The organism is Pandoraea sp. NPDC090278, from assembly GCF_044772185.1.
Taxonomy (GTDB): Bacteria; Pseudomonadota; Gammaproteobacteria; order Burkholderiales; family Burkholderiaceae; genus Pandoraea.
On sequence record NZ_JBIVYJ010000001.1, the window covers coordinates 1,577,360 to 1,601,574 of the forward strand.

Below are 24,215 nucleotides of genomic sequence, written 5' to 3' on the forward strand. Positions count from 1 at the left end.
GTTATCTGGAAGCGCCTGGCGGCGGAATCTCCGGGCCAGGTGCTGACAGAATCATGTCGACGACCCCGGCACCTTCGATAAAGTCCCCGGCCTCGAACGCACGAGGCAATATGGGGTGCGGCCACTTCCGTTCGCCTCTGGACACGACGCCCGTCAATCGACGCGTCGGTGCAAGCCGTCGCATCGTGTGCGCCGTCACGAGATCGTAGATTCGAACACCGTTCGGCCGCTCCCCCGTGAGCATCAGCACCCACGCATCGCCTGGCGTGGCTTCGAATTCGTGGAACGAGATGGTGTCGCGCGCGTCCACGAATCTGACGACATAGTTTTCTCCCGAAAGCCCATGCTGCGAGGTGAGTTCGTCCAGCCGTCGTTCGATGGAGAACCAAACCAGTTGACGCAGATCTTGTGGTGCGCCACTAAGTTCGGCAACGTTGAAATAGTCTCGTGCGCGACGTCGATGGTGCGTAGCGAGCGCGGTGACTTCATCGCGACCGAGACGTTTGGGCCGATGCTCCACAAGGTAATCGGCGGCCAGGATATGAAGCAGTGCCGCACTGACAAGACGCTCCCGCGCGGCGAAAATCTCGGCGCATCGTTCGTGAAGCAAACACAAGCTGGCCAGATCGCTGTGGCTGGGCTCGCGCAGGCTGCCGAGTAGCGATTCGACGTCACACACTGCGGCGGCACGGGACATGCTCACAGCGGCCAGCTCGTAGTATTCGTGCGCGCGGGAAGTCTCGTTGGCTTTCGCAAAACTGGCACCGGCTTCGCGATACTGTGTCGCCGCCGCCTTGAGGGACGCCCCTTTCTCAAAGCAACTTGCCGCAATCGACCGGAAATTTGCGGCCTGCAGATATAGGCCTTCACTCTTCCGGGGCGCGACGTGGTGCGCCATTCGCTCATGCGTCCGTGCTAAATGCTCATACGACCGGGCAGCACCTTCGTCATCCCCCATCCGATCGAAGAACATGCAAAGAGACTCGTGAATGGCAGGCGTTTCGTCAACGCTTTTGAATGCGTCCAACAGGCTTATCGCAAGTTTGCGCACGGCCACCGGATCCACGCCATCCAACGGGTTCCCGTCGACACCGATCAACGCTGCCAGCAGGTGCCATGTCAGGTAGCGCTGATGAACTGCAACCCCTGGCAGGAGACTCAACGCGGTCGCGCCATCAGTCCGATCTTCAAGCCGCGCCGTAATCAGTTGCGTCACCTCGTACTGCGTCAAACCCAGCCCACGCCCTGGTAGCCCGACGCACATTACTGGACAGCGCAATCCGGTGCCAGGTATTTCCACTGCGATGAAATGGTTGGGCGTCATGTAGACCGACGTCTGCTCCGAATCCGACCAGCGGCTCACCATCTCCGATCTCACTTCGGGCGTGAGCGAACGAAGCACCTTACTTGCGCCAGCCGCTAACTTAACCGTACTTCTCAACAAATTGAGAACGTGGGCCATGCCGTTGACGGACGTACTCAAGTGCTGGATCACGAGCAGGTTCACCATCGATCCGCATTGAGTGTCGGCTTGAAAACACGTGCCCAGCGCGTTCCAGACATCCGACGCACTCAATCCCTGCACAAGACGCTCTATTGCAGCGTAGAAGCCGTGCGAGTTCGCTGCACAGGGTGCGATCTCTTCGTCGAATGCGCGAATCAATTCCGTCGACGATTCGCGCGATCGCTCGGATGGCGATTGGGATGCGGTACTTATCGATGCAGTAGTGCCTTGAAGCTCCATCACAGCCTCGTCCACTCGGTTGTCACGTTGGTTTCCGGCTGCGGCGTACTCTCGGGTATGACGGAACCTGCTGCGACCGTCCTAGCCGTCGCGGCCGTCAGCATGTCGAGCGCATCGATACCGTCGACGAAATCCGATGCGGTCAACGTCCGTCGCAAATATGGGTGAGAACTCCCATTCGACATCAGCGCATGCCGCGTGGTGCTAGTCATCAGTTCATAGACTTGATGAGATGCCGTGGATAAGCCTCTGCGCAACAATAGCCACTCGGTCGGCGCGCGCATGTCGAACTCCTCTGCCGAGATCACGTCGCTGTGGTCCTCGAACAGTATGCGGTACCCGTCGCCCTGAAGCCCCTCCGTCGTCGTGAAACAGTCCAATCTCGCATCGATGGCAGCCCGGATCAGGGAGGGAATATTCTCGTCGTACGCAGATAGTCCAACGGCGGCGAACGCCGCTTCCGCCTTCGCCACATGATCGGCAATCAGGGCGTCAAGGGCCGCAGCATTCACTCCGGCGTTACGCCCGAGCACGTCAAAACGGGTAACGACAAGTTCATGGACCATGGCGGCACTGACGTGAAATCCACGCACGGCGAAGACCTCCGCGCAGCGCGTGCCCAGCTTGCTCACGGCTCGGAAGTCGTCTCCATATATCTCGATGGCGTGGGCAAGTGCCGTCACCATCGGCGTGAATGTCTCGCAAGCCGACAGTTTTTCCGCAGCATTCGCGTAATTTCCGGCGGCCATCATGCGATCTCCGGCCGCCGCAAAAATCTTTGCCGCAGCCAGATACTGTTCGGCGGCTAGACGCGGCTGCGCAGCCCGGTCGTAGTGAAATGCCGCGCGGTGGCGCTCAATGCCGACGCGTAAGCCATTCGCCTTTCGGACATCCTCGCCGGACGCAAGCAGCGCCCGTACGATCCCGTCCGAACGCAGGTCTTCCGGCGGCGGCGTTTGCGCGCGTATCGTCGCGATCGCCTGCCTCGATTGGCCCGCCCGAAGGTCATCCCCCACCCAATGGAAGAACCGCGCAAGCGGCTCCCTTTCGGCCAGCGAACCGGTGACCTGCGAGCGTGCGTCGTGCGCCGCAGCGGCGACGCTACGCACCGCCTCCGGGTCAAGTCCGGGCAGCAAGCTGCCATCGCCTCCGACCGCCGCGCCGATGATGCGCAAGCTGGCCAACGCATGGTCCTGCGTGAACCCCGACATCAAGTCCAGCAACGTAGTGCCAGGAGGCGTCCCGTCAGGTCGCGCGAGCAACAACTGCGTGACCTCAGCCTGTGACAGATTCAACCCCTGGTGCGAAAACCCGGCGTCCATCAGCGAGAGACGAAAGTCCGTGCCCGGAATACCGACTGCGATGAACCCACCTTCCGTCACATGCACGCCGGTGTCTTCGGCGTGCGACCAGCGATTGACGATTTCCTCACGAATATGCGGTCTTAACGCGCTACAAAGTTGCGTAGCGACGGTGTCGAGCTGCGCGTCCGACACCTTGCGACGAACGTGTTCGAGACCAACCGATGTCGTGGAGATGTGATTGCGCACGAGCCGTTTGACGAACGCCGAGCGGTCGACGTCGCGCTCAAAGCAGTGCTTGATGAGTGGCCAGCCATCGTTCCCCGTGAATGCGGCTTCGACCCGCTCAATCGCTTTGGTGAGTTCGGCCGAGCCCGGAGAGCAGTGCTGCAGACGATCCTGCAACGTGTTCATCGACTGCGTCAGATGAGCCGATGACGATTCGCGAATCCGCGATGGGTGGAGCGCGCTTCTGAGCGATTGAATTGCGTCGACAATCATCGCACCCCTTCGCGCGACAGCGGATTCGAGGCGGTCAGCGGGCAGGTGTCGCGGTGAGAATCAGTCCCGCCGGGAAGTACCGGGGTGGGGAGATCCAGAGAGGGGTTGAACTGCATGGTGGTATTGAGCGGGGGAGCGGATAGGACGCCCCCCATCTGTTTGCGATGAAAGGGCCCAATTTTTCCATTGAGGCCATTTCACACGCGCGCAGAAATCGCTCAAACCACCACTTCTTGCGGCGACATTTCCGTGCCGTACGCCGCCCACCGAATATCGCTGTCGTCGGCCGCGGCCACGGTCGGTTTGCACTGCCCGGCCGTTTCGTCGAGCCCCTGAAGCAACGGGCAGCGCTCGAAGATTTCGGCGATGAAGTCGACAAATACGCGCACTTTGGGCGACAAATGGCGATTATGCGGGTGCACCGCCGAAATCGGCATGGGGGGCGGTTTCCATTGGTGCAGGATCTCGACCAGTTGGCCCGATTGCAGATACGGCAACGCCATGAAGCGCGCCAGTTGCACGGTGCCGAAGCCCGAGAGACCGAGTTGCAGATACGCCTCGGCGTCGTTCACCGCGACCGAGCCCTGCATGTGGATTTCGACTTCCTTGCCGTCCACGACGAACTGCTCTTCGATCACGCGGCCCGTGCGGCTCGAAAAATAGTGCACGGCCGTGTGGCGCTGAAGATCGTCCAACGTATGGGGCATACCCATGCGCTCAAGGTAAGCCGGTGACGCGCATGTCAGACTCTGAAACATGCCCACGCGTCGCGCGACGAGACTCGAATCCTGAAGCGTGCCCACGCGCAACACGCAATCCACGCCTTCCTGAATCAGATCGACGGGCTTGTCGCCCATGCCGACCATCAATTCGATTTCCGGATAGCGGTCGTGGAATTCGCACAGCGACGGCAGCACCACGAGCTTGCCGAGCGAGCCCGGCATGTCGATACGCAGCTTGCCCCGCACACGCTGGCTGCTTTCGCGGAAAGACGATTCCGTCTCTTCGATATCCGCGAGGATGCGCAGGCAGCGCTCGTAATAAGCCGCGCCGTCGGGCGTCAGGTTGAGTCTGCGGGTCGTACGCTGGAGCAAACGCGTGCCCAGATGCGACTCCAGATTCTGAATGATCGTGGTCACCGAGGTACGCGGCAACCCAAGGTTGTCGGCGGCACGCGAGAAGCTGTTCGCCTCGACCACCCGCGTGAAGACCTGCATCGCTTGCAAGCGATCCATGATATTTCCCCATTGAAGACACTGTTGCACTGGCCGAACGGACGAAATTCAGGAAATCTCGCCCCCGTCGCGACTGCATATGCTTATTGGTCGACGGCATAAGCCAATGCCCATAAGGCCGAGACCGATTAGTCGAGCTGGCCGAACAGTGTTGCCAAATTATAGGCGTTTATCCCAATGTCCGTGGCCTCTAGACTTCGCTCCATCGAATGTCATCAGAGGGGTATCGCTCGCGCGAACCCGAAGCCATATGTCAGCCAACGCCAAGTCGCCCTCGGGAAAGTCGGTACAACCGGGTAAAGCCGGTAAAACCGGCAAGCTGCTCAGCACCGACGACGGACTGCGCATCGAAGAGGTCAGCATTCCGGGCCATTCGGCGCCGGTCACGCTGCGCCTTTACCGGCCGGTCGGCCTCGCCACGCCCGGCGCTGCCGACGCACATGCCGGTCAGCCGGGTGTTGTTGTGCCGCTTGAAGCGCATCTGCCCGCCGTGCTGTATTTCCACGGCGGCGGCTTTTGCAAAGGCTCGCTGGACGATGGCGACGCCGCCGCACGCTACCTTGCGTCCAACGTCCCGGCGCTGGTCGTCTCGGTCGGCTACTCGCTCGCCCCCGAACACCCGTTCCCGGCTGCCCCCGAAGACGCTTGGTGCGCCGCTCTCTGGCTGCACCGTCACGCTCGCCGTTACGGCGCCAGCCCGCGCCGTCTGGCCGTGGCTGGGCACGACGCTGGTGGGAACATTGCCGCCGCTCTCACGATGATTGCCCGAGATCGGGGCGAAATCACCGTGTCGGCACAGGCCCTGCTCGCACCGCTGCTCGATCCCAGCATGACGCGTCTGGCCGACGGTCGCACGCCGAGCGACATCGAAGCCAGCGAGTGCGCCCGTTGCTATCGCGCTTATTTGCCGCACGCGACGCAGCGTCTGCATCCGTACGCCGCGCCGCTGGAATCGCGCCGTCTCGCGGGCCTGCCGCCCACGCTGATCGCCTCCGCCGAACACGACCTGTTGCACGTCGAAGCTGAAAAATACGCTGCCGAACTCATCGCGGCCGGCGTGCCGACAGAAGTTACGCGCCATCGCAGCGCGTCCCATTACGGCCTGGCCGCCCTGCCCGCAGCGCTGCGGGAGGTGGCCACCTTCCTGACACGTCGGCTGGCACCGCCTGCCACCGGCTCTACCCAGTGAGTCCAATCCGATCCCGGAGATTTGAATAATGACCACCCTCGCTCGCAAACCCGTACTTATCGCCGCTGCCGCCACGGCCGCGCTCCTGGCTATCGGCACGCTCACTGTCGTGCGCGTCGATGCCAGCACGCCCGCCGCGCAAGTCATGCCGACCGTCGAAGTCGACGTTGCCAACGTCCTTTCGCGCACCGTCACCGACTGGCAGAGCTACTCCGGCCGTCTCGACGCCGTGGATCGCGTCGATATCAAGCCGCTCGTGTCAGGCACCATCACCGCCGTGCATTTCAAGGACGGCCAGCTCGTGAAGAAAGGCGACGCCCTCTTCACGATCGACCCGCGTCCGTACGCTGCCGAAGTCGACCGTGCCGCAGCACAACTCGCGTCGGCGCAGGCGCGTGACGTCTTCACCAGCACCGACCTCGCGCGTGCGCAGCGCCTGATCGCGGATAACGCCATCGCGAAGAAGGACTTCGACCAGAAGGAAAACGCAGCACGCGAAGCCGTCGCCAACGTGAAGGCCTCGCAAGCGGCGCTGGAAACGGCCCGCATCAACCTCGGCTACACGCAGATCGTGGCGCCGGTGGCCGGTCGCGTCTCGCGCGCGGAAATCACCGTCGGCAACACCGTCTCGGCAGGCGCGCAATCGCCTGCGCTGACGACCGTGGTGTCCGTCTCGCCGATCTACGCGGCCTTCGACGTCGACGAGCAAACGTACCTGCGCTATCTCGCGAAGGACACCAAGACGAACGGCGTGCCGGTCGATCTGGGTCTCGCCAACGAGTCGGGTTATTCGCGCAAGGGCACGGTGTACTCGGTGGATAACCGCTTCGACACCACGTCCGGCACGATCCGCGTGCGTGCGCGCTTCGACAACGCCGATGGCGCGCTCCTCCCGGGGCTGTATGCACGGATTCGCGTCGGTGGCGGCGAGCCGCACCCGGCACTGCTGGTGGACGAAGCCGCTGTCGGCACCGACCAGAGCAAGAAGTACGTGATGGTGGTCGATCAGGCCAACAAGGCGCAGTACCGCGAAGTGCAGCTCGGCGAACGCCACGGCGGCCTGGTGGAAATCGCAGGCGGTCTGAAGGACGGTGAGCGCATCGTCGTCAACGGTCTGCAACGCATCCGTCCGGGCGACGCCGTCACGCCGAAGGTGGTGAAGATGGCCGGTGACACGGGCGACGCGCACGACATCGCGCCGACGGCCGTTGCAACGACCGCACCGTCCGGTACGGCCGACGCCGCCAAGGCTCCTGCCCCGGCACCCGCAGCCGCCGCTAACGACGCGCCGACGACCCAGAAGACTTCGCAAAACGACAGCAAGACGCAATCGGTCGCAGCTACGAAAGCCGTGGCAAAAACCGCATCGCGTTCGTAAGTTTGCAACGACTGTCGAGCACTTGATGCGAGAAATGCGCGTGCAGGCACACAGCAACATTGCACGCTGAACGACACCCCAGAGTTTCGTCATGAACATCTCAAAATTTTTCATCGACCGGCCCATTTTTGCGGGCGTGCTTTCGGTCCTCACGCTGCTGGCCGGCCTGATCGCCGTGTTCCAGTTGCCGATTTCGGAATACCCGGAAGTGGTTCCGCCGTCGGTCGTCGTGCACGCTCAATACCCCGGCGCTAACCCGAAGGTGATCGCCGAAACCGTTGCGTCCCCGCTCGAAGAGCAGATCAACGGTGTGGAAAACATGCTGTACATGCAGTCGCAGGCCAACAGCGACGGCAACCTCACCACGACGGTGACCTTCCGTCTGGGCACTGACCCGGACAAGGCTCAGCAGCTCGTGCAGAACCGTGTCTCGCAAGCGCTGCCGCGCCTGCCGGACGACGTGCAGCGCCTGGGCGTGACGACGATCAAGTCCTCGCCCACGCTCACGATGGTCGTGCACCTGATCTCGCCGAACGACCGTTACGACATGACCTACCTGCGCAACTACGCGCTCATCAACGTCAAGGATCGCCTCTCGCGAATCAAGGGCGTGGGTGAAGTGCAGATGTGGGGCGCCGGTGACTATTCGATGCGTGTCTGGCTCGATCCGGCCAAGGTCGCACAGCGCGGCCTGACGGCGTCGGACGTGGTGCGCTCCATTCGCGAACAGAACGTGCAGGTGGCCGCCGGTGTGATCGGCGCAACGCCCGCCGGTCCGAATACGCCGTTGCAGTTGAACGTGAATACGCGCGGTCGTCTGAATACGGAAGAAGAGTTCCGCGACATCGTTCTGAAGACCTCGCCTGACGGAGCTGTCACGCACCTGAGCGACGTGGCCCGCGTGCAACTTGACGCGTCGTCGTACAGCCTGCGCTCGTTGCTCGACAACAAGCCCGCCATCGGTCTCGGTATCAACCAGTCGCCGGGCGCCAACTCGCTGCAAATTTCGGACGACGTCCGTGCCGCGATGGCCGACCTGCAAAAGGACATGCCCCCGGGCGTGGAATACCGCATCGCGTATGACCCGACGCAGTTCGTTCGCTCGTCGATCGAAGCCGTTGTGCACACGCTGCTTGAAGCCATCGCCCTCGTGGTGCTGGTGGTGATCGTGTTCCTGCAAACGTGGCGTGCGTCGATCATCCCGCTGCTCGCCGTGCCGGTGTCCATCGTCGGTACGTTCGCCCTGCTGCTCGGCTTCGGCTACTCGATCAACGCGCTGTCGTTGTTCGGGATGGTGCTAGCCATCGGTATCGTGGTGGACGATGCGATTGTGGTGGTGGAAAACGTCGAGCGGAACATCGCCGCCGGTCTCTCGCCGAAGGAAGCGACGTATCAGGCCATGCGTGAAGTGAGCGGGCCGATTATCGCCATCGCACTGACGCTGGTTGCCGTGTTCGTGCCGCTCGCCTTCATGTCGGGCCTGACGGGTCAGTTCTACAAGCAGTTCGCCATGACCATCGCCATCTCGACGGTGATCTCGGCCTTCAACTCGCTGACGCTCTCCCCGGCTATGGCCGCCCTGCTGCTCAAGGACCATCACGCCAAGCCGGATTGGCTCACGCGTCAGATGAACCGTTATCTGGGTGGCTTCTTCGGCGCGTTCAACCGTGTGTTCCATCGCGGCTCGGAAAAGTACGGTCAGGGCGTGACCCGCGTGATCGGTCGCAAGGCCGTCATGATGGCGATCTTCGCCGTGCTGCTGGGCGTGACGATGCTGTTGGGCAAGGTGGTTCCGGGTGGCTTCGTGCCCGCGCAGGACAAGGAATACCTGATCGCCTTCGCACAACTGCCTAACGGTGCGTCGCTCGACCGCACCGACAAGGTGATTCGCGATATGTCGGAAATCGCGCTGAAGACCCCTGGCGTGAAGAATGCCGTGGCGTTCCCGGGTCTGTCGGTGAACGGTTTCACCAACTCGTCGTCAGCCGGTATCGTGTTCGTCACGCTCAAGCCGTTCAGCGAGCGTAAGGACAAGTCGCTGTCGGCCGGTGCCATCGCGGCGAAGCTCAACGGCGAATACGCGAAGAACAAGGACTCGTTCATTGCCGTGTTCCCGCCCCCGCCGGTGCTGGGTCTGGGTACGCTCGGCGGCTTCAAGCTGCAAGTGGAAGACCGTGGCGCACTCGGCTACGAAGCGCTGAACGACGCCACGCAGGCGTTCATCAAGAAGGCTTCGCAGACGAAGGAACTGGGCCCGACGTTCTCGTCGTACCAGATCAACGTACCGCAACTGAACGTCGACCTCGACCGTGTGAAGGCCAAGCAGTTGGGTGTGCCGATCACCGACGTGTTCGACACCATGCAGATTTACCTCGGCTCGCTGTACGTGAACGACTTCAACAAGTTCGGTCGCGTGTATCAGGTCCGTGTGCAAGCCGACGCGCCGTATCGTGCGCACGCCGACGACATCGGCCTGCTCAAGACGCGTAACGTCAATGGCGACATGGTCCCGCTCTCGTCGCTGGTGAAGGTCTCGCCGACGTACGGTCCGGAAATGGTGGTGCGTTACAACGGCTACACCGCAGCCGACATCAACGGCGGCCCGGCCCCGGGTTACTCGTCGGGTCAGGCACAAGCGGCTGTGGAACGTATCGCGGCGGAAACCTTGCCGCGCGGTGTGAAGTTCGAATGGACGGACCTGACGTATCAGCAGATCCTCGCTGGCGACTCCGCGCTGTGGGTGTTCCCGATCTCGGTGCTGCTGGTGTTCCTGGTGCTGGCTGCACAGTACGAAAGCCTGACGCTGCCGCTGGCCGTGATCATGATCGTGCCGATGAGCATCATGTCCGCGCTGTTCGGTGTGTGGCTCACGCGAGGGGATAACAACATCTTCACGCAGATCGGTTTGATGGTGCTGGTGGGGCTATCCGCGAAGAACGCGATTCTGATCGTGGAGTTTGCGCGGGAACTGGAAATGCAAGGTCGTACGGCGATCGCTGCCGCTATCGAAGCCAGCCGTCTGCGTCTGCGCCCGATTCTGATGACGTCTATCGCGTTCATCATGGGTGTGGTGCCGCTGGTGACGTCGTCGGGCGCAGGTTCGGAAATGCGTCATGCGATGGGTGTGGCCGTGTTCTTCGGCATGATCGGTGTGACCGGTTTCGGTCTGATCCTGACGCCGGTGTTCTACGTGCTGCTGCGTACGCTGGCGGGCAAGAAGCCGCTGCATAGCGCGCACGCCTCGACCATGCCCGCCAACGTCAAATCCGAAGTCTGAAGGATGCCAATCATGCAAGCGCAATGGATGAAAAGAAGTCTGGGCGTCTCGGGTTTGCTCGCCACCCTGCTGGTGGTGGCGGGCTGCTCGATGGCTCCCACGTACGAAGTGCCGACGGTGACCGACAAGGGGACGCCGACGGCCTTCAAGGAAGCCGCACTGCCCGCAGGTGAAGCGGGCACGTGGAAGACGGCCGAGCCGTCGGAAGCGCTGGCGCGCGGCGAATGGTGGAAGGTGTTCGGCGACGCAACGCTCGACAAGCTCGAAGCCGATGCCTTGTCCGCCAACCAGAACCTGAAGGCGGCCGCCGCCCGCGTGCAGGAAGCGCGCGGCGTGCAGCGCCAGGCCCGTGCGGCATTGTTCCCGACGCTCGACGCTGGCTTCGGCCCGTCGCGTCAGAAGATCTCGCCCGCCTCGCAGTTGCAGCCGGACGGCACGAACATCGCGCCGTACACGCTGTGGCGTGCGCAAGCGAGCGTCGGCTATGAAGTCGATCTGTTCGGCCGTGTGTCGGACAACGTCGCTGCCGCCCGCGCGGACGCGGAGCAAAGCGAAGCGTTGTACCGCTCGGTGCAGTTGGCGTTGCAAGCCGACGTCGCGCAGAACTACTTCAATCTGCGCGAACTCGACGCCGAGCAGGCGCTGTACACGCAGACGGTCACATTGCGCGAAGAAGCGCTGAAGCTGGTGCAACGACGCTTCACCGAAGGCGACATCGGCGAGCTGGACGTCGCCCGCGCCAAGGCCGAACTGGCCACGGCGCAGTCCGACGCGCTGGCAGTTGCGCGTCTGCGTGCCGCGTCGGAACACAGCCTGGCGATTCTGCTCGGCAAGACGCCTGCGGAGTTCTCGTTCGCGCCCTCGCCGCTCGTGCCGGTCACTGTGCAAGTGCCCGCAGGTCTGCCGTCTGCGTTACTGGAACGTCGCCCGGACATCGCGGCGGCCGAGCGGGCGATGGCCGCAGCGAATGCGCGCATCGGTGTCGCGAAGGCGGCGTTCTTCCCTTCGCTGTCGCTGACCGGTTCGGGTGGATTCGAAGCGGCCACGCTGGGCGATCTGTTCAACTGGTCGAGCCGCACGTTCTTGCTTGGTCCGGTTGTCGGCGGTCTGCTCTCGATGCCGATTTTCGATGGCGGCGCGCGTAGCGGCAATCTGTCGCGTGCCCGTGCGCAGTACGAAGAAGACGTCGCGAACTACCGTCAGCAAGTGCTCGTGGCGTTCCAGGAAGTCGAAGACAACCTGTCGAATCTGCGTCTGCTCGCGCAGCAAACGCGTGCGCAGGACGATGCCGTGAAGGCGTCGGGCCGCGCCGCACAGCTCTCGCGCACGCAGTATCAGGAAGGCTCGATTGCGTATCTGGATGTGATCGACGCCGAGCGCACGGTGCTGCAAACACGTCGCAGCGCGGTTCAGTTGGCCGGTGCGCAAGCCGTGTCGACCGTCAACCTGATCCGCGCACTGGGCGGCGGCTGGGGCGATTTGCCCAAGCCGCCCGCCGACGGCGCACCCGCAGCCATACCGACGGCGAACGCGACTGGTGCAACGGTGGCGGCCCGCTGAGTGACGGCTTTGTGAGTTGAGTGGTATCGCGGCGCGTTGAAACGCGTCGTGAACGGTCGGGGCATGTTGTGTTGAATGACATGTCCCGGCAGCAGGCGCGGCGTTCTTCCCCCCGGGAACGTCGCGCCCTGATGGATGCATCGAACCGGCGGCCGCGCTCGTGCCCCCAAGACGAGAGGCGCGCTGACCTGCCCCCGACGCGTGCCTGGCGAGCCGCCGGTCTCGATGCGCCTCGTGCGGTGCGCTCGCACCGTCGAGCCCCATCCCAAAGGTTTCTTCCCTGCGTCCCTGCTTGCCCGGCGCATGCCCTATGTCAAACGACACCCGGCATGTCCGGGCTTTTTTTTGCGTTGCGATGGTAGGATGGACGCACGGCTTTCGTCTTTTTGGCCTCGTTTTCGTCATTTGCGCTGTTTTGTGCGCGATGCGAACGGCGCAAAGGCGACGGCCGTCGCTGGCAAGTCATCTCGAATGCTTCCCCCGCGTTCGGTCCCCCGACCCTACGATAAGGAGTGCAAATAATGAAGATGCGCAAGACACTGTCGCTGTGCCTCGCCGCCGGTCTGGCGGTTTCCTCTTCTCTCGTCCTGGCACAGGGCGGCCCGCCGCCTCAGGGTGGTATGGGTGGCCCGGGTGGCCCGCCCCCGGGACATCAGCCGGGTGGTCCGCATGGTGGTCCTCCGGGTCATGGCCCGCAAAAAGGTCCGCATGGTGGGCCGCCCCCGCAAGCCCAACGCGGCCCCGGCGACGATTCCGCGTGGCAGCATCCCGACTGGCGCAAGGGCGACCGCGTGCCGCAGCAATACCGCGATGCGCAATACCGCGTCGACGACTACCGTCAGTACCATCTCGACGCGCCGAAACGCGGCCACCACTGGGTGGGCGTGGGCGGCGACTTCCTGCTGGTCAACGGTTCGGGCGTGATCGTCCAGATCGTCGGCGGGCGCTGATCGCCGACCGACGCCCTGACCACTCGTCGGCGTCGTGAATTTCCGCTGACTCGCCAGCCGTACGGCAGGGCATCGCGCCCTGCCGTATTTCGTTGATGCTTCGTTTTTGCATGCGCCCCACTCCCGTCTCCCGCCCCGCCCAATCCCTCCTGCCTTAGCAAGCTTCACGCCCTTTCCGTCTCGTTTTCCTCGATTTGGTGCGCCGCTTTGATGCCCGCTGGCTTCGGGCGGTGATTTCGCTGCGTTGCAGCATTAAAATCACGCGCTCCTGCCCTCCCAATTCATCGATATACGATATATCATGCACAAAATATCAAGACGACGCCCCAGAAAGGTGCGTTCGATGGAGCGGGACGACATGGCAATGACACGACGTGATGTGAAGGATTGGATGGCGGGTTTTCTGCCCGCCGTGGTGGCCGTTCACTGGCGCGAGCGTCTGCGCGCAGGCATCGGTGCCCTATGCGGTATCGCCGTGACCGGCGGCCTGATGCTGTGGCTGCTCGGCCCCGCCTCCTACATCCCCTGGCTGGTCGCCCCGATGGGCGCGTCCGCCGTTCTGCTCTTCGGCGTGCCCGCCAGTCCTCTCGCGCAACCCTGGTCGATTCTCGGCGGCAATCTCGTGGCGGCTGTCGTCGGCGTGACGTGCGCCATGTTTATTCCGACGCCCGTCATTGCCGCCGCGACTGCGGTCGGTGTGTCCATCGCGCTGATGTTCACGTTTCGCTGCGTGCACCCGCCGTCAGGCGCGGTCGCCCTCACCGCAGTGCTGGGCGGCCCGGCGGTTCATGCGCTCGGCTACGGCTTCGTGCTCGAACCGATTGCGCTTCAGTCGGTCATGCTGCTTGGCTCGGCCATCGGCTATCACGCGATCACCGGCCACCGTTACCCGCACGCGATGAAGGCGCAGGCACCGGCGCGTCCGGTCAATGCGCAAGCGATTCCCGTGACGACGGCAGATGCCGAAAAGGCCCTCGCCCGTCGCAGCGAACTGCTCGACATCTCGGCCGACGATCTGGCCAGCCTGATGCGCGACACGCAGCGCGAAGCCTTCGCCCGTCGCGCCCAGGAACTGACGGCGGCCGACGTGATGGCCCCGCCGCTTGCCAAGGTACAGGCGCATGAAGAAGTCCCTGCGGCGTGGCGTCTGCTGCAACGTCATGGACTGGACGCCGTGCCCGTGGTCGATTCGGAAGCACGCGTCATCGGACTGTTGACGCGGCACGATCTGCACACGCGACGTGCGCGCCGTCAGAACTGGCCGCGCTTCGGCGTGTCGCTGGGGGCTGGCCAACGCCCGGCCGTTCGAGATCTGATGCAGGGCGACCTCAAATCGGCCACCGCGGGCATGCCGCTCTCCGAACTGGTCGCGCTCCTCTCGACGCAACGCCACGGCACCCTGCCTGTGCTCGACGATGCCGCCCGGCTCGTGGGCGTCGTCACGCACGCCGACGTGCTGCGCAAGGTCGTGAACGCCTGAAGCGTCCACCCTGCATTTGCCTGCGGTGCCGGTCCGGCGTCGCAGGCCGCCAACACTCCCCTACCACGATTGTCAGCCCTGAACCGATCTGCAAGAATGGCTGCGTTGTAACGCACTGACGCCGTACAAGCTTCGATCAACGAAGTGACCATCGCTCAGGGGGCGACATGGAACCGATAACGTTCAAGCAGTGTTTCGTAGGCGCATGGATCGACGGTTTTAACGCGTTACGTAATCGGCCGCTACTCAGTCTGATAGTGACCATCATTGTGCTCGTGTCATCGGCACTTGGCATCTCGCTGAAGCAACTCGCCAGCGCCGCCGCGCAAGGGGGCGACGCGATTTACCGCCTCAACATCGCGCTTATGTCGCTTGGCGTCGGACTCGTCAATCTGATCGCGTTCGCGGTACTTACCGTTCACATCCTGCGCTATGTCATCCTCGGCCCGGAAGTCGCCCGGCAATCGCCCTGGTACGGTCGCGACGTGTGGCGTTATATCTGGCTATCGCTGCAACTCGTGATCGCCATGATGATCGCGGTTTTCATTCCCGCATTTATCGTCGGCTTCGCCACGCGGATGAGCGGAAACAGCCATTCCTACGCCCTGCTCGCCACGTTCATCGCATTGATGGCTTGCGCTGCGGTCTTCGTCATCACGCGCATCTCACTCATTTATGCGCAGGTTGCGGTTGGACGCAGCAAACGCTGGGGCGCCGCGTGGCAGGATTCGCGCGGACACTTCTGGTCGATGTTCGGAACCGCATTCGTGACGTTCCTGCCGCTCTTCGGCACCGGTATCGTGATCACAGTGTTGCTGGCGGTGGTCCTCAAATTCATACCGGAAGTCACTGTTGCGGTACTCGGCTCCTTGATTCTGAAGACGGTGTTCTCGATTGCGTGGCTCGCCGTGGCTTGCGGCGTCGGCGGATGGCTGTATCACCGCTATGCCAATCAGTTACTGCTGATGGACGGCGCGCCGGACGATTTGTAAATCGCGACGCATAACGAAACGGGGCGCAAACTTTGCGCCCCGTTTTTCATTTCAATGACGTCCTGCGTCGTGCCGACGCCGCCGCCAATCAGGCCGCATTCGCCGCCGTCGCCGTGCTCCCATCGAGCGCACCGTAGCGTGCATATTCGCCAAGCCCGTCCGGCCATTGCGTGAGCACCTGAAAACCCGTCTCCGTGACGGCCACCATGTGCTCCCACTGTGCCGAGAGCGAGCGGTCGCGCGTGACGACGGTCCAACCGTCCGCGAGTTGCTTCGTATCCGGCTTGCCGACGTTGACCATCGGCTCGATGGTGAAGATCATGCCCGGGCGCAACGTCAGGCCCGTGCCCGGACGTCCGTAATGCAGCACCTGCGGATCGTCGTGATAGGTCGTGCCAATGCCGTGCCCGCAGTAGTCGCGCACGATGCTGAAGCCTTCGCGATGCGCGACCGACTGAATGGCGTAACCGACATCCCCCAGCGTCGCACCGGGGCGCACCGCGCGAATGCCTGCGACCATCGCTTCGTAGGTCGTGTCGACCAGACGCTTGGCCATGATGCTCGGCTTGCCCGCGTAATACATGCGGCTCGTGTCGCCGAACCAGCCGTCCTTGATGAGGGCGACGTCGATGTTCACGATATCGCCGTCGTGCAGCTTCTTGTCGCCCGGAATCCCGTGGCACACCACGTGATTGACCGATGCGCACACCGTCTTCGGATACCCGTGATAGCCGATATTGGCCGGGATCGCCTTCAGTTCATTGACGATGAAGTCGTGACAAAGGCGATCGAGTTCGTCGGTCGTGACACCGGGCTTCACATGCTCGCCGATCATCGCGAGCACTTGTGCGGCCAGTTCCCCGGCATGACGCGACAGGGCAATTTCTTCGTTCGAGCGGATGACAACGCGTTCGCGCACCATTAGGCCACCTTATTCATGACGGTGACGGGTGCACCGGTTGCTGGAGAAGCGGCAGCGCCGGTCTCACTGACCGGCGCGCCATCGGATTCGATGAGTCGACGGCAGATTTCGCCGTAACTCAACGTGGGATTCAATTCGGCGAGCATGCCGACGCGCAGCCAGTGTTCAGCTTGCGCGTTGATCGAGCGACTGAGCGCGCCGCTGGTATTGCGCAGCGCCTCATGCATTTGCTCCGATATCTTGACGATACCCATTGGGCGGGCCCCTATATACGAAATAGCTACGAAACGTATATTACCAGCCCGCCGCCAAATTGTCTCGCCTGCGCCGCTAAATCCGCCTCAGGCTCACCACGTCAAGCGAACCCCGGCGTTCCCCTCGACCGTGCGACGGTGGTCACCGCCCAGATTGAACCAGTAGCCAGCCGTCAGATAGACGCTCACCTTCTGGTTCACCCGCGCGTACACCCCACCGCCGACGTGCCCTTGCGTGGACCCGACGCCTGTCGAAAAGCTGTCCTGCCCCGAGTAGGTCACCGTGTCGGTGCCGCCGAAGTAACGCAGCACGTCCAGCCGCAGATAGGGCTTCCAGTTCACCCCGCTGGCCTGGAACTGCGATTGCAGACGCAAGCCAAGTCGGCCAATCCACTCGTTCGCGCTATTGAAGGTGACCTTCGCCGCCGGATCAGTCAGGTCGTTGATGTGCGAGTGCTGATAGATCAACTGCGCTTGCGGTTCCAGCGTCACGTCGCGCGCCACCGCGAACGGCAGCCCACCTTCGACCGACGCCGTGAACGCGTTCGCGCGCGTCGACGCGGTATTGCCCTGCAATGAACTTGGGCTGATGGACGACGTCGTCCCCATCAACACCGTGTCGGTGTAGGCACCGCTCGGCGCGATATGCGTCCAGTACCCCCCGAAGCTGAAGGCATTCATCTGCAACGAGCCGACCGCCAGATCGGGCACGCCGAGTGCGAACCCGCTCACGTCGCCACTGGCGCGCGCATAGCCTGCGAAAAGCCCGTAGTGATTACGATGCCCGCTCTCGGTCGACGCCGCGTAAATGTCCTGCCCGACCTGAAAGCCGAAGATCGTGCCGCTGAACGACGGATTCACGCCGCCACCGAGATCCTGCGAGATGTGATCACCCCAGACACGCCCCCATCCGGCACCGAGTTTGCCGTCCTCGGTGAGCAACGACTGTCCGCCGAGCCGGTCGTGAAACGTGCCGATCTGCTGCACGGCCAATTCGCGCATCAGCGACGGAATCGCACCGTACACCGGCACTTCCGAGCGATACAGCGGTGTGCCCGGCAGTGTCGTTGGCGGGATAGGCACGACCGGGTCGACGACGAGCGGCGGCAAGGTACCGCCGGTGTCCGGCGTCGTCGAGCGCAGATACCAGTTGTTCTGCGTCCCCGCACTCACTCCGCCCCGATAGAGGTAGTAGGTATAAGCGCCAGCATTGGCGTTGCCGCCGCTGAACGCACCGGTGGACGTGGTCGCACCGTTCGTCGCCTGCACGACCTGAATACCGTCGCCGAGTGTCTGAGCGCCCGTGCCACCCGCGTTGACGATGCGCAATGCCGTCGACCCGCTGGCGCTGCCGCCGCTGACGACGATCTTGTCCGTCGGCGAATTGTCGGCGCCGAGTTGCGTGTTCAACGTCGCCCGACCGTTCTGGCCGACGTAGTTCCCGGCGACCGTGAACGTGTTGCCCACGGTGCTGCCCGCGAGCTGCAGCAACCCCGCGTTCGTCACCGTGCCCTGCACCGTGAAATTGCCCGCACTGCTGGATGCAAATGCGGGTACGGCGTTGGCGACGGCAAGCGTGCCGTTGTTCTGTACGTTGCCGGTCACACTGCCATAGCCACCGAGCGTCGCACCGCTCACCACCGTGACCGTGCCGCCGCCAGCGAGTGCGGCCGTCGGATGTGTGGCATCGCCCACGGCCATTACACCGGCGTTGACGTTCGTCGCCCCGCTGTAACTGTTGTTGCCGTTGAGCAGCAACATGCCCGAGCCGAGCTTCGTCAGCGCGCCAGTGCCGGTGATGCCTTGGGAGAGCGTCGAGTTGAACGCTTGCGTGTCGATCGTGCCGCCCCCGGTATCGAGGACCACGGGACGGTTCGCCGCCAGATCGAAGCTCGTGCCGAGTTGCAGCGTGCCGCCATTAAACGTCAACGTGCCGTTCGATGCGCCGAGGCTGGCATCCTGACTGACGACGAGCGTGCCTGCGAAAAGCGTCCACGGTGTCAGGGCCGTGGTTGCGTTGTTGAGCGCCCAGACACTCGTGCCGGTCTTGTGGAACGCGGTGAACCCCTGGTACTGCGCAGCGGGACCGATCAACGATGTGTCGAACGCTGAGTTCTGCGTTCCGCCAAGGATGAAAGTGTTCGTGCCGGTATTCGCGTTCACGGTGCCGCTGATCACGGAACCGGCATCGATTTCGAGCGAGTTCGTACCGCCAGTAAAGCGCACGGCATCCGTCTGCACACCCGCGCCCGACAGCCCGCCGTTGATCGTGCCGCTGTTCACCACAGTGATGTTCTGTCCCTGAACGCCGACGCCGCCCACGCCTGCCGGGCCGCCCGTTCCGCCGGTACTGATGCCGCCACCGGTGCCGCCATTGATGGTGCCGGTGTTGACGATGCGCCCGCCGTTGTTGGTCACGAGCACGCCCGCGCCACCTGCGCCGCCGGTCCCACCGACGCTGCTCGCACCACCGCCACCGCCGCGATTGCCGTCGCCGCCGGTGATGGTGCCCGCGTTGGTCATGGTGCCGCCGTCGGTCACGATCACGCCCGCGCCACCCACGCCGCCGCTGCCACCGGCCGACGTCGCATTTCCTGCGCCACCGCCTGTGCCGCCCGCGCCGCCTTTGACGCTTCCGCCCGCCACATTGGTGACGGTACCGCTGCCGCCGATGCGCACGCCAGCGCCGCCCTCACTGCCCGAGCCACCTGCGGTGTTCGACCCGTTCCCGCCGTTGCCGCCCTCGCCGCCGAGGACCGTGCCCGCGTTGGTGACGGTGCCGCTGCCGGTCATCGTGATGCCGTCGCCGCCGACGCCACCGCTGCCGCCCCCGCCTGCACTATCGTCACCGCCCGTGCCGCCGACGATCCGGCCCGTCGCATTGTTGGTCACCGTGCCGCCGCTCAGGGTAATGCCGTTGCCGCCTGAGGCCGCTTCGCCGCCCGTGCCCGCGCCGGTGCTGTTGCCCGCGCCGCCGCCCCGGTTGCCTGCGCCGCCAAGAATCTGTCCGTTGTTGGTGACGGTGCCGCCACCGTTGAGCCGGATGCCGTCGCCGCCAGCGCCGCCATCGGCACCGACGCCCCCAGTGATGTTGCCACCCGGCGCGACCTGACTCTGCGCGTTCCCACCACCGCCGGTGCCGCCGTCGCCGCCGCGAATCGTCCCGCTCTGTTGGTTGACGACGTTGCCGCTGGCGTTGACCAACACGCCGACACCACCTGCGCCGCCGAGACCACCGTTGCCCGCAATGGCAGACGTGCCGGACGTGGCGAGCGCGAACCCGCCGTTTTCGCCGTTGCCGCCGTTACCCCCGGAGATCGTGCCGCTGTTGGAGACCGAGCTGCCGCCCGAGAGTGTCGCGCCGTTACCGCCCGCGCCTGCGTTACCGCCGTTGCCGCCGTAGGGCGTCACACCCGCCGCGGCACTGACCGAGCCGGAGCCGCCGCCGTTGCCACCGTTGCCGCCGGTGACGGTCGCGCCCGCGTTGTTGGTGAACGTCCCGCCTTGCGCGGAGACGACGGCGTCGCCGCCCGTACCGCCGTTGCCGCCATTGCCCGCGATGAGATTGCCTGCGTGACCGGCACCTTGCTGAGTAGTGCTACCAAAACCGCCGCCTCCGCCGCCGTTACCGCCATTGCCACCGACGACGGCACCATTGTTGGCCGATTCACCGGTCGACGTAAGCACGACGCCTGCGCCGCCTGCGCCACCCCCACCGCCATTCCCACCGCCGCCTGTACCGAGGGAGTCCATGCCTCCGCCACCACCGCCATTGCCGCCGTTGCCGCCGGTCACGGTCGTGGTGTTCGTCCCACCGGCGGAGAGCACAGCACCTGCGCCACCTGCACCGCCACCACCACCGCCTGCACCGTTGCCTGTCGTCCCGGTAGTGTTGGCATTACCCCCGGTCCCGCCAGTGCCACCCGCGCCACCAGGGAAAATCGCGGCACCGGAACCCGCCGTGCCATTGGCACCGTTACCGCCACCACCGGCCCCCGTGCCGCCTGCGCCACCCGCGCCACCGCTACCACCATTGCCGTTGGCATCGACACCGCCGCCACCGCCCCCGCTACCGCCAGTCCCGTTGGCGTCACTGGCATTGCCACCCGCGCCACCGTTAGGACTTCCCGCCGTGCCGCCCGTGCATGTCGCCCCGGGCGTCGAAGAACAAGCACCTGAACCACCCGCCGCCCACGCGACCGGCGCAGGAAACACCGTCAAACCGACAATCACACTCCACAACACGGTTCCACGGGTACGACATTCGATACTAGGGGGCATATCGCAAGTCTCCATCGCCGTTAGGATGCCGATGAAGTCTAACAAAGCCTTACACGATGCCTAATGCGAATTTCTCGGGAACTTCTTTCAAAATGCGACGAACTCCTAACAAATAGTTATTTAAATTACGATTTTAGCGTTTTCGCGTCTCGAAACACGAAACGGGTATGCGTTTTCACGGCAACGGCTCACGACCTTGTTCAACGAAGCTCAACGATTCCAGGCGCGCTCAGCGGGTGTTGCCATGACTGCGCGACAAATTGCCGCAAGGCGTCGCATCCGTCGTGAATTTGTCCGGGACAACGAATTGTCGGATGTGACCGCGTGATAGCATCGCCGCTCGTCGTCACGAATGCGGCTTGTCGCCGCGCGCCCTGAACATGCCGGTATGGTCACGCAGCAAACGCTTCGCATGGGTCGGCCTCGCCGCCATGTGGATGCTGCTTTGCGCGCCGCTGATCAGCCAGTATCTACGCGCGCACCCGTCGTCCATCGACGACGCGCTGTCGAGCGCGTTCTGTACCAGCCTCGACGAAGCGGCAGCACAGGGTCGGCACGCGCCGGTCACGCACGCGACGACCGCCGCCTGCGGCTATTGCTCGCTGCTCGCGCACACGCCACCCCTTCCGCCTTCTCCGCTGACGCTGGCCGACATACGTGTCGGCGGACCACGCGTCACGCTGTCGCCAGCGCTGCCCCATAGCGGCACGCCGCTGCGTCTCACCCCGCCGTCGCGCGCCCCGCCGCGCGCCTGACGCCCTCAGATCGTTCGTCTCACCGATGTCCCGCATGTCGCGTCGCCTATATCCAAGGCGATGTAGATGCGCGGGCGGGCGCGTTCGATCGTCTCATTGCATCGACTCCGATTTTCACGGCTGACGCCCGTCGCACACCGACCGGCGGCGGCCTGCACACGTCAGCCCATCGCTGTCCAGTGGCCCCAGCGACCCCAGCGACCTAAGGCCCGCGTGTGCCCGACAACGATAACCAGACAGCGTCATGAAAACGTCAATTCCAGTGCGCACCGCCATCGCGGTGGCCATTGGCTCGCTGTGCGCCCTTGCGCACGCTGCCGACAACAGCAACAACGCCAACACCACAAATAACGGCGCGCAAAACGTCGAACTCCCTGCCACGCAGGTACAGGCGAACATCGTGAAACCGCTCGACGAACCGGTGCAAACCGGTAGTCGTCTCGGCCTCTCCATCAAGGAGACGCCCGCGAGCGTCGAGGTCATCGACCGGCAGCAACTCGTGGAACGCGGCGATGCGAACATCGTCGACGCCGTCAGTCGCGCTACCGGCATCAACGCATCGCCCCATCCGGGCAATGGCGGATCGGAACTCGGCGCGCGCGGCTTCGTCGGCAGCGCGTCCGTGACACAGCTTTACGACGGCGTGCGTCCATACGGTGCGATTGGCGTCACGTTCCCGTTCGACACGTGGTCCGTCGAGCGGATCGAGGTCTTGCGCGGCCCGGCCTCGGTCATCTACGGCGAAGGCGCAATCGGCGGTGTGGTCAACATCGTGCCGAAGAAGCCCGAGCAGATGCCCATCGAGAACGAAATCCAGCTCGGCATCGGCACCGAGAAAGCCGGCCGCGCGGCGTTCGGCAGCGGCGGCGCAATCACCGACAAGCTCTCCTATCGCTTCGATGCGAGCGCGAACAGTTCGAACAACTGGGTCGACCGGGGCAACTCGCACAACGCGTCGTTCTCGGCTGCCATCAAGTACGACTTCACGCCGCGCTTTTCCGTGACGGCCACACTCGCCGAGGGCAATCAGCATCCGATGCAGTACTTCGGCGTGCCGCTCGTGAACGGGCGTCTCGATCCAGCGACTTATCAGAAGAACTACAACGTGGGCGATTCGCTCATCACGTTTCGTGACAGTTGGGCGACGCTGGGGGCCACGTGGCGCCCTATCGACAATCTCACGATCACGAGCACGCTGTATCGCATGAAGAGCAAGCGCCACTGGAAGGACGCCGAGTATTACAACTATGTGCCGTCCTCCGGCCTCGTGCAGCGCAGCAGCTACACCGAGATCCTTCACGATCAGGAACAGATCGGTAACGTCACGACCGCGACGCTCAAGGGTCACGTATTCGGCATGGAAAACGCCGTGTCGGCAGGCTTCGAGTTCAATCACACGACGTTCCAGCACACCAATAACTCGCCCTACTCCGGCACGTCGCTCGTCGATCTGTACAACCCCGCCCCCGGCAACTTCGTGAACGTGACAGGCACCTTTCCCAAGTACCGGTCGCAGGCGAATCAATATGCGTTCTTCGCTGAGAACCGTCTGAAGGTCACGTCGCGCTGGTCGGTCATCGGCGGCGTGCGCTACGACCACGCCAGCATCAATCGCGACGATCTGATCGCTGGCACTGCCTTTTCCAAGGACCTCAGCTACACCGGCTGGCGCGTGGGCACGGTCTATGACGTGACCCTGAACACCAGCGTGTACGGCCAGTACTCGGTCGCCGCCGACCCCATCACGTCACTGCTCTCGCTCACACCGGCCAAAGCGAAGTTCGATCTGGCGACGGGCAAGCAGATCGAGTTCGGCGTGAAGCAGGATTGGCTCGACGGTCGCGTCGACGGCACGCTGTCGGTCTATCGCATCGTCAAGAACAATCTGCTGACCGTCGACCCGCTCAATCCGTCGGTCAGTCTTCAGGTCGGCCAGCAGTCGTCGCGTGGCGTGGAACTGACCGTGGGGGCGCAGTTGACGCGCGACGTGCGCATCGACGCCAATGGAACGTGGCTGCGGGCGAAGTACGACCAGTTCGACGAAAGCGTGGGCGGTGTGTCCGTCTCGCGGGCGGGCAACATTCCGGTGAACGTGCCTCAGCAGATGGCGAATCTGTGGCTGAGCTGGCGCTTCGCACAGGCGTGGACGGCCAGCGGCGGGCTGAAGTACGTCGGCAAGCGTTACGCCGATACCGCGAATACGCTGACGCTGCCGTCATACACGACCGTCGATCTGGCGCTTGCGTGGAAGCCGCGTCGCGATCTCACGCTGACCGGACGCGTCTACAACGTCTTCAATCGGCACTACGTGCAAACGGCCTATTACAACAACACCCAGTGGCTGCTGGGTAACGACCGTCGTGCGGAGCTGGTGATGAGCTATCGGTTCTAAAGCA

Annotated in this window: 16 protein-coding genes; 10 read left to right on the forward strand and 6 right to left on the reverse strand. The window is 63.7% G+C overall.

What is annotated here, in order from left to right; genetic code table 11:
• Position 1: 1 nt before the first annotated feature.
• Together ACIQWO_RS06755 and ACIQWO_RS06760 are read right to left on the reverse strand one after the other, a co-directional pair.
• Positions 2–1,744, reverse strand: coding sequence for a hypothetical protein (locus ACIQWO_RS06755; protein WP_402820888.1), 1,743 nt, complete (start codon positions 1,742–1,744; stop codon positions 2–4).
• Entirely contained in the window at positions 1,744–3,240 is a 1,497-nt protein-coding gene (locus ACIQWO_RS06760; protein WP_402820891.1) for a hypothetical protein, read from the reverse strand. The genes ACIQWO_RS06755 and ACIQWO_RS06760 overlap by 1 nt, the downstream gene beginning before the upstream one ends.
• A gap of 12 nt (positions 3,241–3,252) precedes the next feature.
• Between ACIQWO_RS06760 and ACIQWO_RS06765 the strand changes: the two genes are divergently transcribed.
• A complete protein-coding gene (locus tag ACIQWO_RS06765) occupies positions 3,253–3,483 on the forward strand; it encodes a hypothetical protein (protein ID WP_402820894.1) in 231 nt (76 codons plus the stop codon).
• A 281-nt stretch (positions 3,484–3,764) separates the two neighbouring features.
• On the opposite strand, the gene ACIQWO_RS06770 is transcribed toward ACIQWO_RS06765, so the two are convergent.
• Positions 3,765–4,781: a LysR family transcriptional regulator gene (locus ACIQWO_RS06770; protein ID WP_402820897.1), complete on the reverse strand. Its 1,017-nt coding sequence runs from the start codon at positions 4,779–4,781 to the stop codon at positions 3,765–3,767.
• Positions 4,782–5,031: 250 nt separating this feature from the next.
• Between ACIQWO_RS06770 and ACIQWO_RS06775 the strand changes: the two genes are divergently transcribed.
• The 7 genes from ACIQWO_RS06775 to ACIQWO_RS06805 all read left to right on the forward strand — a co-directional run bounded on the left by ACIQWO_RS06775 (position 5,032) and on the right by ACIQWO_RS06805 (position 15,607).
• Positions 5,032–5,970: an alpha/beta hydrolase gene (locus ACIQWO_RS06775; protein WP_402820900.1), complete on the forward strand. Its 939-nt coding sequence runs from the start codon at positions 5,032–5,034 to the stop codon at positions 5,968–5,970.
• A gap of 28 nt (positions 5,971–5,998) precedes the next feature.
• On the forward strand, positions 5,999–7,348 hold the full coding sequence (locus tag ACIQWO_RS06780) for an efflux RND transporter periplasmic adaptor subunit (protein WP_402820903.1): 1,350 nt from the start codon (positions 5,999–6,001) through the stop codon (positions 7,346–7,348).
• A gap of 91 nt (positions 7,349–7,439) precedes the next feature.
• The gene (locus ACIQWO_RS06785; RefSeq protein WP_402820906.1) at positions 7,440–10,625 is read left to right on the forward strand and encodes an efflux RND transporter permease subunit; all 3,186 of its coding nucleotides are present in this window, start codon (positions 7,440–7,442) and stop codon (positions 10,623–10,625) included.
• A 12-nt stretch (positions 10,626–10,637) separates the two neighbouring features.
• Entirely contained in the window at positions 10,638–12,185 is a 1,548-nt protein-coding gene (locus ACIQWO_RS06790) for an efflux transporter outer membrane subunit (protein ID WP_402820909.1), read from the forward strand.
• Between the two features lie 521 nt (positions 12,186–12,706).
• Positions 12,707–13,135, forward strand: coding sequence for an RcnB family protein (locus ACIQWO_RS06795; protein ID WP_402820912.1), 429 nt, complete (start codon positions 12,707–12,709; stop codon positions 13,133–13,135).
• 364 nt (positions 13,136–13,499) lie between these two features.
• Entirely contained in the window at positions 13,500–14,615 is a 1,116-nt protein-coding gene (locus ACIQWO_RS06800; RefSeq protein ID WP_402820915.1) for an HPP family protein, read from the forward strand.
• Positions 14,616–14,782: 167 nt separating this feature from the next.
• Positions 14,783–15,607 carry a hypothetical protein gene (locus tag ACIQWO_RS06805; protein ID WP_402820918.1) on the forward strand — a complete coding sequence of 275 codons (825 nt, stop codon included), beginning with the start codon at positions 14,783–14,785 and terminating at the stop codon, positions 15,605–15,607.
• Between the two features lie 88 nt (positions 15,608–15,695).
• Here ACIQWO_RS06805 and map read toward each other — a convergent pair whose 3' ends face one another.
• The 3 genes from map to ACIQWO_RS06820 all read right to left on the reverse strand — a co-directional run bounded on the left by map (position 15,696) and on the right by ACIQWO_RS06820 (position 21,064).
• Positions 15,696–16,529 (reverse strand): type I methionyl aminopeptidase, encoded by an 834-nt coding sequence (map, locus tag ACIQWO_RS06810; protein WP_402820921.1) that lies wholly within the window; start codon positions 16,527–16,529, stop codon positions 15,696–15,698.
• A complete protein-coding gene (locus ACIQWO_RS06815; protein WP_150574424.1) occupies positions 16,529–16,783 on the reverse strand; it encodes a ParD-like family protein in 255 nt (84 codons plus the stop codon). Before ACIQWO_RS06815 ends, map begins: the two co-directional genes overlap by 1 nt.
• Before the next feature lie 93 nt (positions 16,784–16,876).
• Entirely contained in the window at positions 16,877–21,064 is a 4,188-nt protein-coding gene (locus tag ACIQWO_RS06820; RefSeq protein ID WP_402820925.1) for an autotransporter outer membrane beta-barrel domain-containing protein, read from the reverse strand.
• Positions 21,065–21,423: 359 nt separating this feature from the next.
• Between ACIQWO_RS06820 and ACIQWO_RS06825 the strand changes: the two genes are divergently transcribed.
• Together ACIQWO_RS06825 and ACIQWO_RS06830 are read left to right on the forward strand one after the other, a co-directional pair.
• On the forward strand, positions 21,424–21,819 hold the full coding sequence (locus ACIQWO_RS06825) for a DUF2946 family protein (RefSeq protein ID WP_402820928.1): 396 nt from the start codon (positions 21,424–21,426) through the stop codon (positions 21,817–21,819).
• A 244-nt stretch (positions 21,820–22,063) separates the two neighbouring features.
• Positions 22,064–24,211 (forward strand): TonB-dependent receptor, encoded by a 2,148-nt coding sequence (locus tag ACIQWO_RS06830; protein WP_402820931.1) that lies wholly within the window; start codon positions 22,064–22,066, stop codon positions 24,209–24,211.
• The last annotated feature ends 4 nt before the right edge of the window (positions 24,212–24,215 follow it).

Coding starts and splice junctions, on each gene's coding strand:
- ACIQWO_RS06820 (WP_402820925.1), bottom strand. CDS start 21,064: ATGCCCCCTAGTATCGAATGTCGTACCCGTGGAACCGTGTTGTGGAGT.
- ACIQWO_RS06815 (WP_150574424.1), bottom strand. CDS start 16,783: ATGGGTATCGTCAAGATATCGGAGCAAATGCATGAGGCGCTGCGCAAT.
- ACIQWO_RS06795 (WP_402820912.1), top strand. CDS start 12,707: ATGAAGATGCGCAAGACACTGTCGCTGTGCCTCGCCGCCGGTCTGGCG.
- ACIQWO_RS06830 (WP_402820931.1), top strand. CDS start 22,064: ATGAAAACGTCAATTCCAGTGCGCACCGCCATCGCGGTGGCCATTGGC.
- ACIQWO_RS06805 (WP_402820918.1), top strand. CDS start 14,783: ATGGAACCGATAACGTTCAAGCAGTGTTTCGTAGGCGCATGGATCGAC.
- map (WP_402820921.1), bottom strand. CDS start 16,529: ATGGTGCGCGAACGCGTTGTCATCCGCTCGAACGAAGAAATTGCCCTG.
- ACIQWO_RS06785 (WP_402820906.1), top strand. CDS start 7,440: ATGAACATCTCAAAATTTTTCATCGACCGGCCCATTTTTGCGGGCGTG.
- ACIQWO_RS06770 (WP_402820897.1), bottom strand. CDS start 4,781: ATGGATCGCTTGCAAGCGATGCAGGTCTTCACGCGGGTGGTCGAGGCG.
- ACIQWO_RS06775 (WP_402820900.1), top strand. CDS start 5,032: ATGTCAGCCAACGCCAAGTCGCCCTCGGGAAAGTCGGTACAACCGGGT.
- ACIQWO_RS06780 (WP_402820903.1), top strand. CDS start 5,999: ATGACCACCCTCGCTCGCAAACCCGTACTTATCGCCGCTGCCGCCACG.
- ACIQWO_RS06800 (WP_402820915.1), top strand. CDS start 13,500: ATGACACGACGTGATGTGAAGGATTGGATGGCGGGTTTTCTGCCCGCC.
- ACIQWO_RS06755 (WP_402820888.1), bottom strand. CDS start 1,744: ATGGAGCTTCAAGGCACTACTGCATCGATAAGTACCGCATCCCAATCG.
- ACIQWO_RS06790 (WP_402820909.1), top strand. CDS start 10,638: ATGCAAGCGCAATGGATGAAAAGAAGTCTGGGCGTCTCGGGTTTGCTC.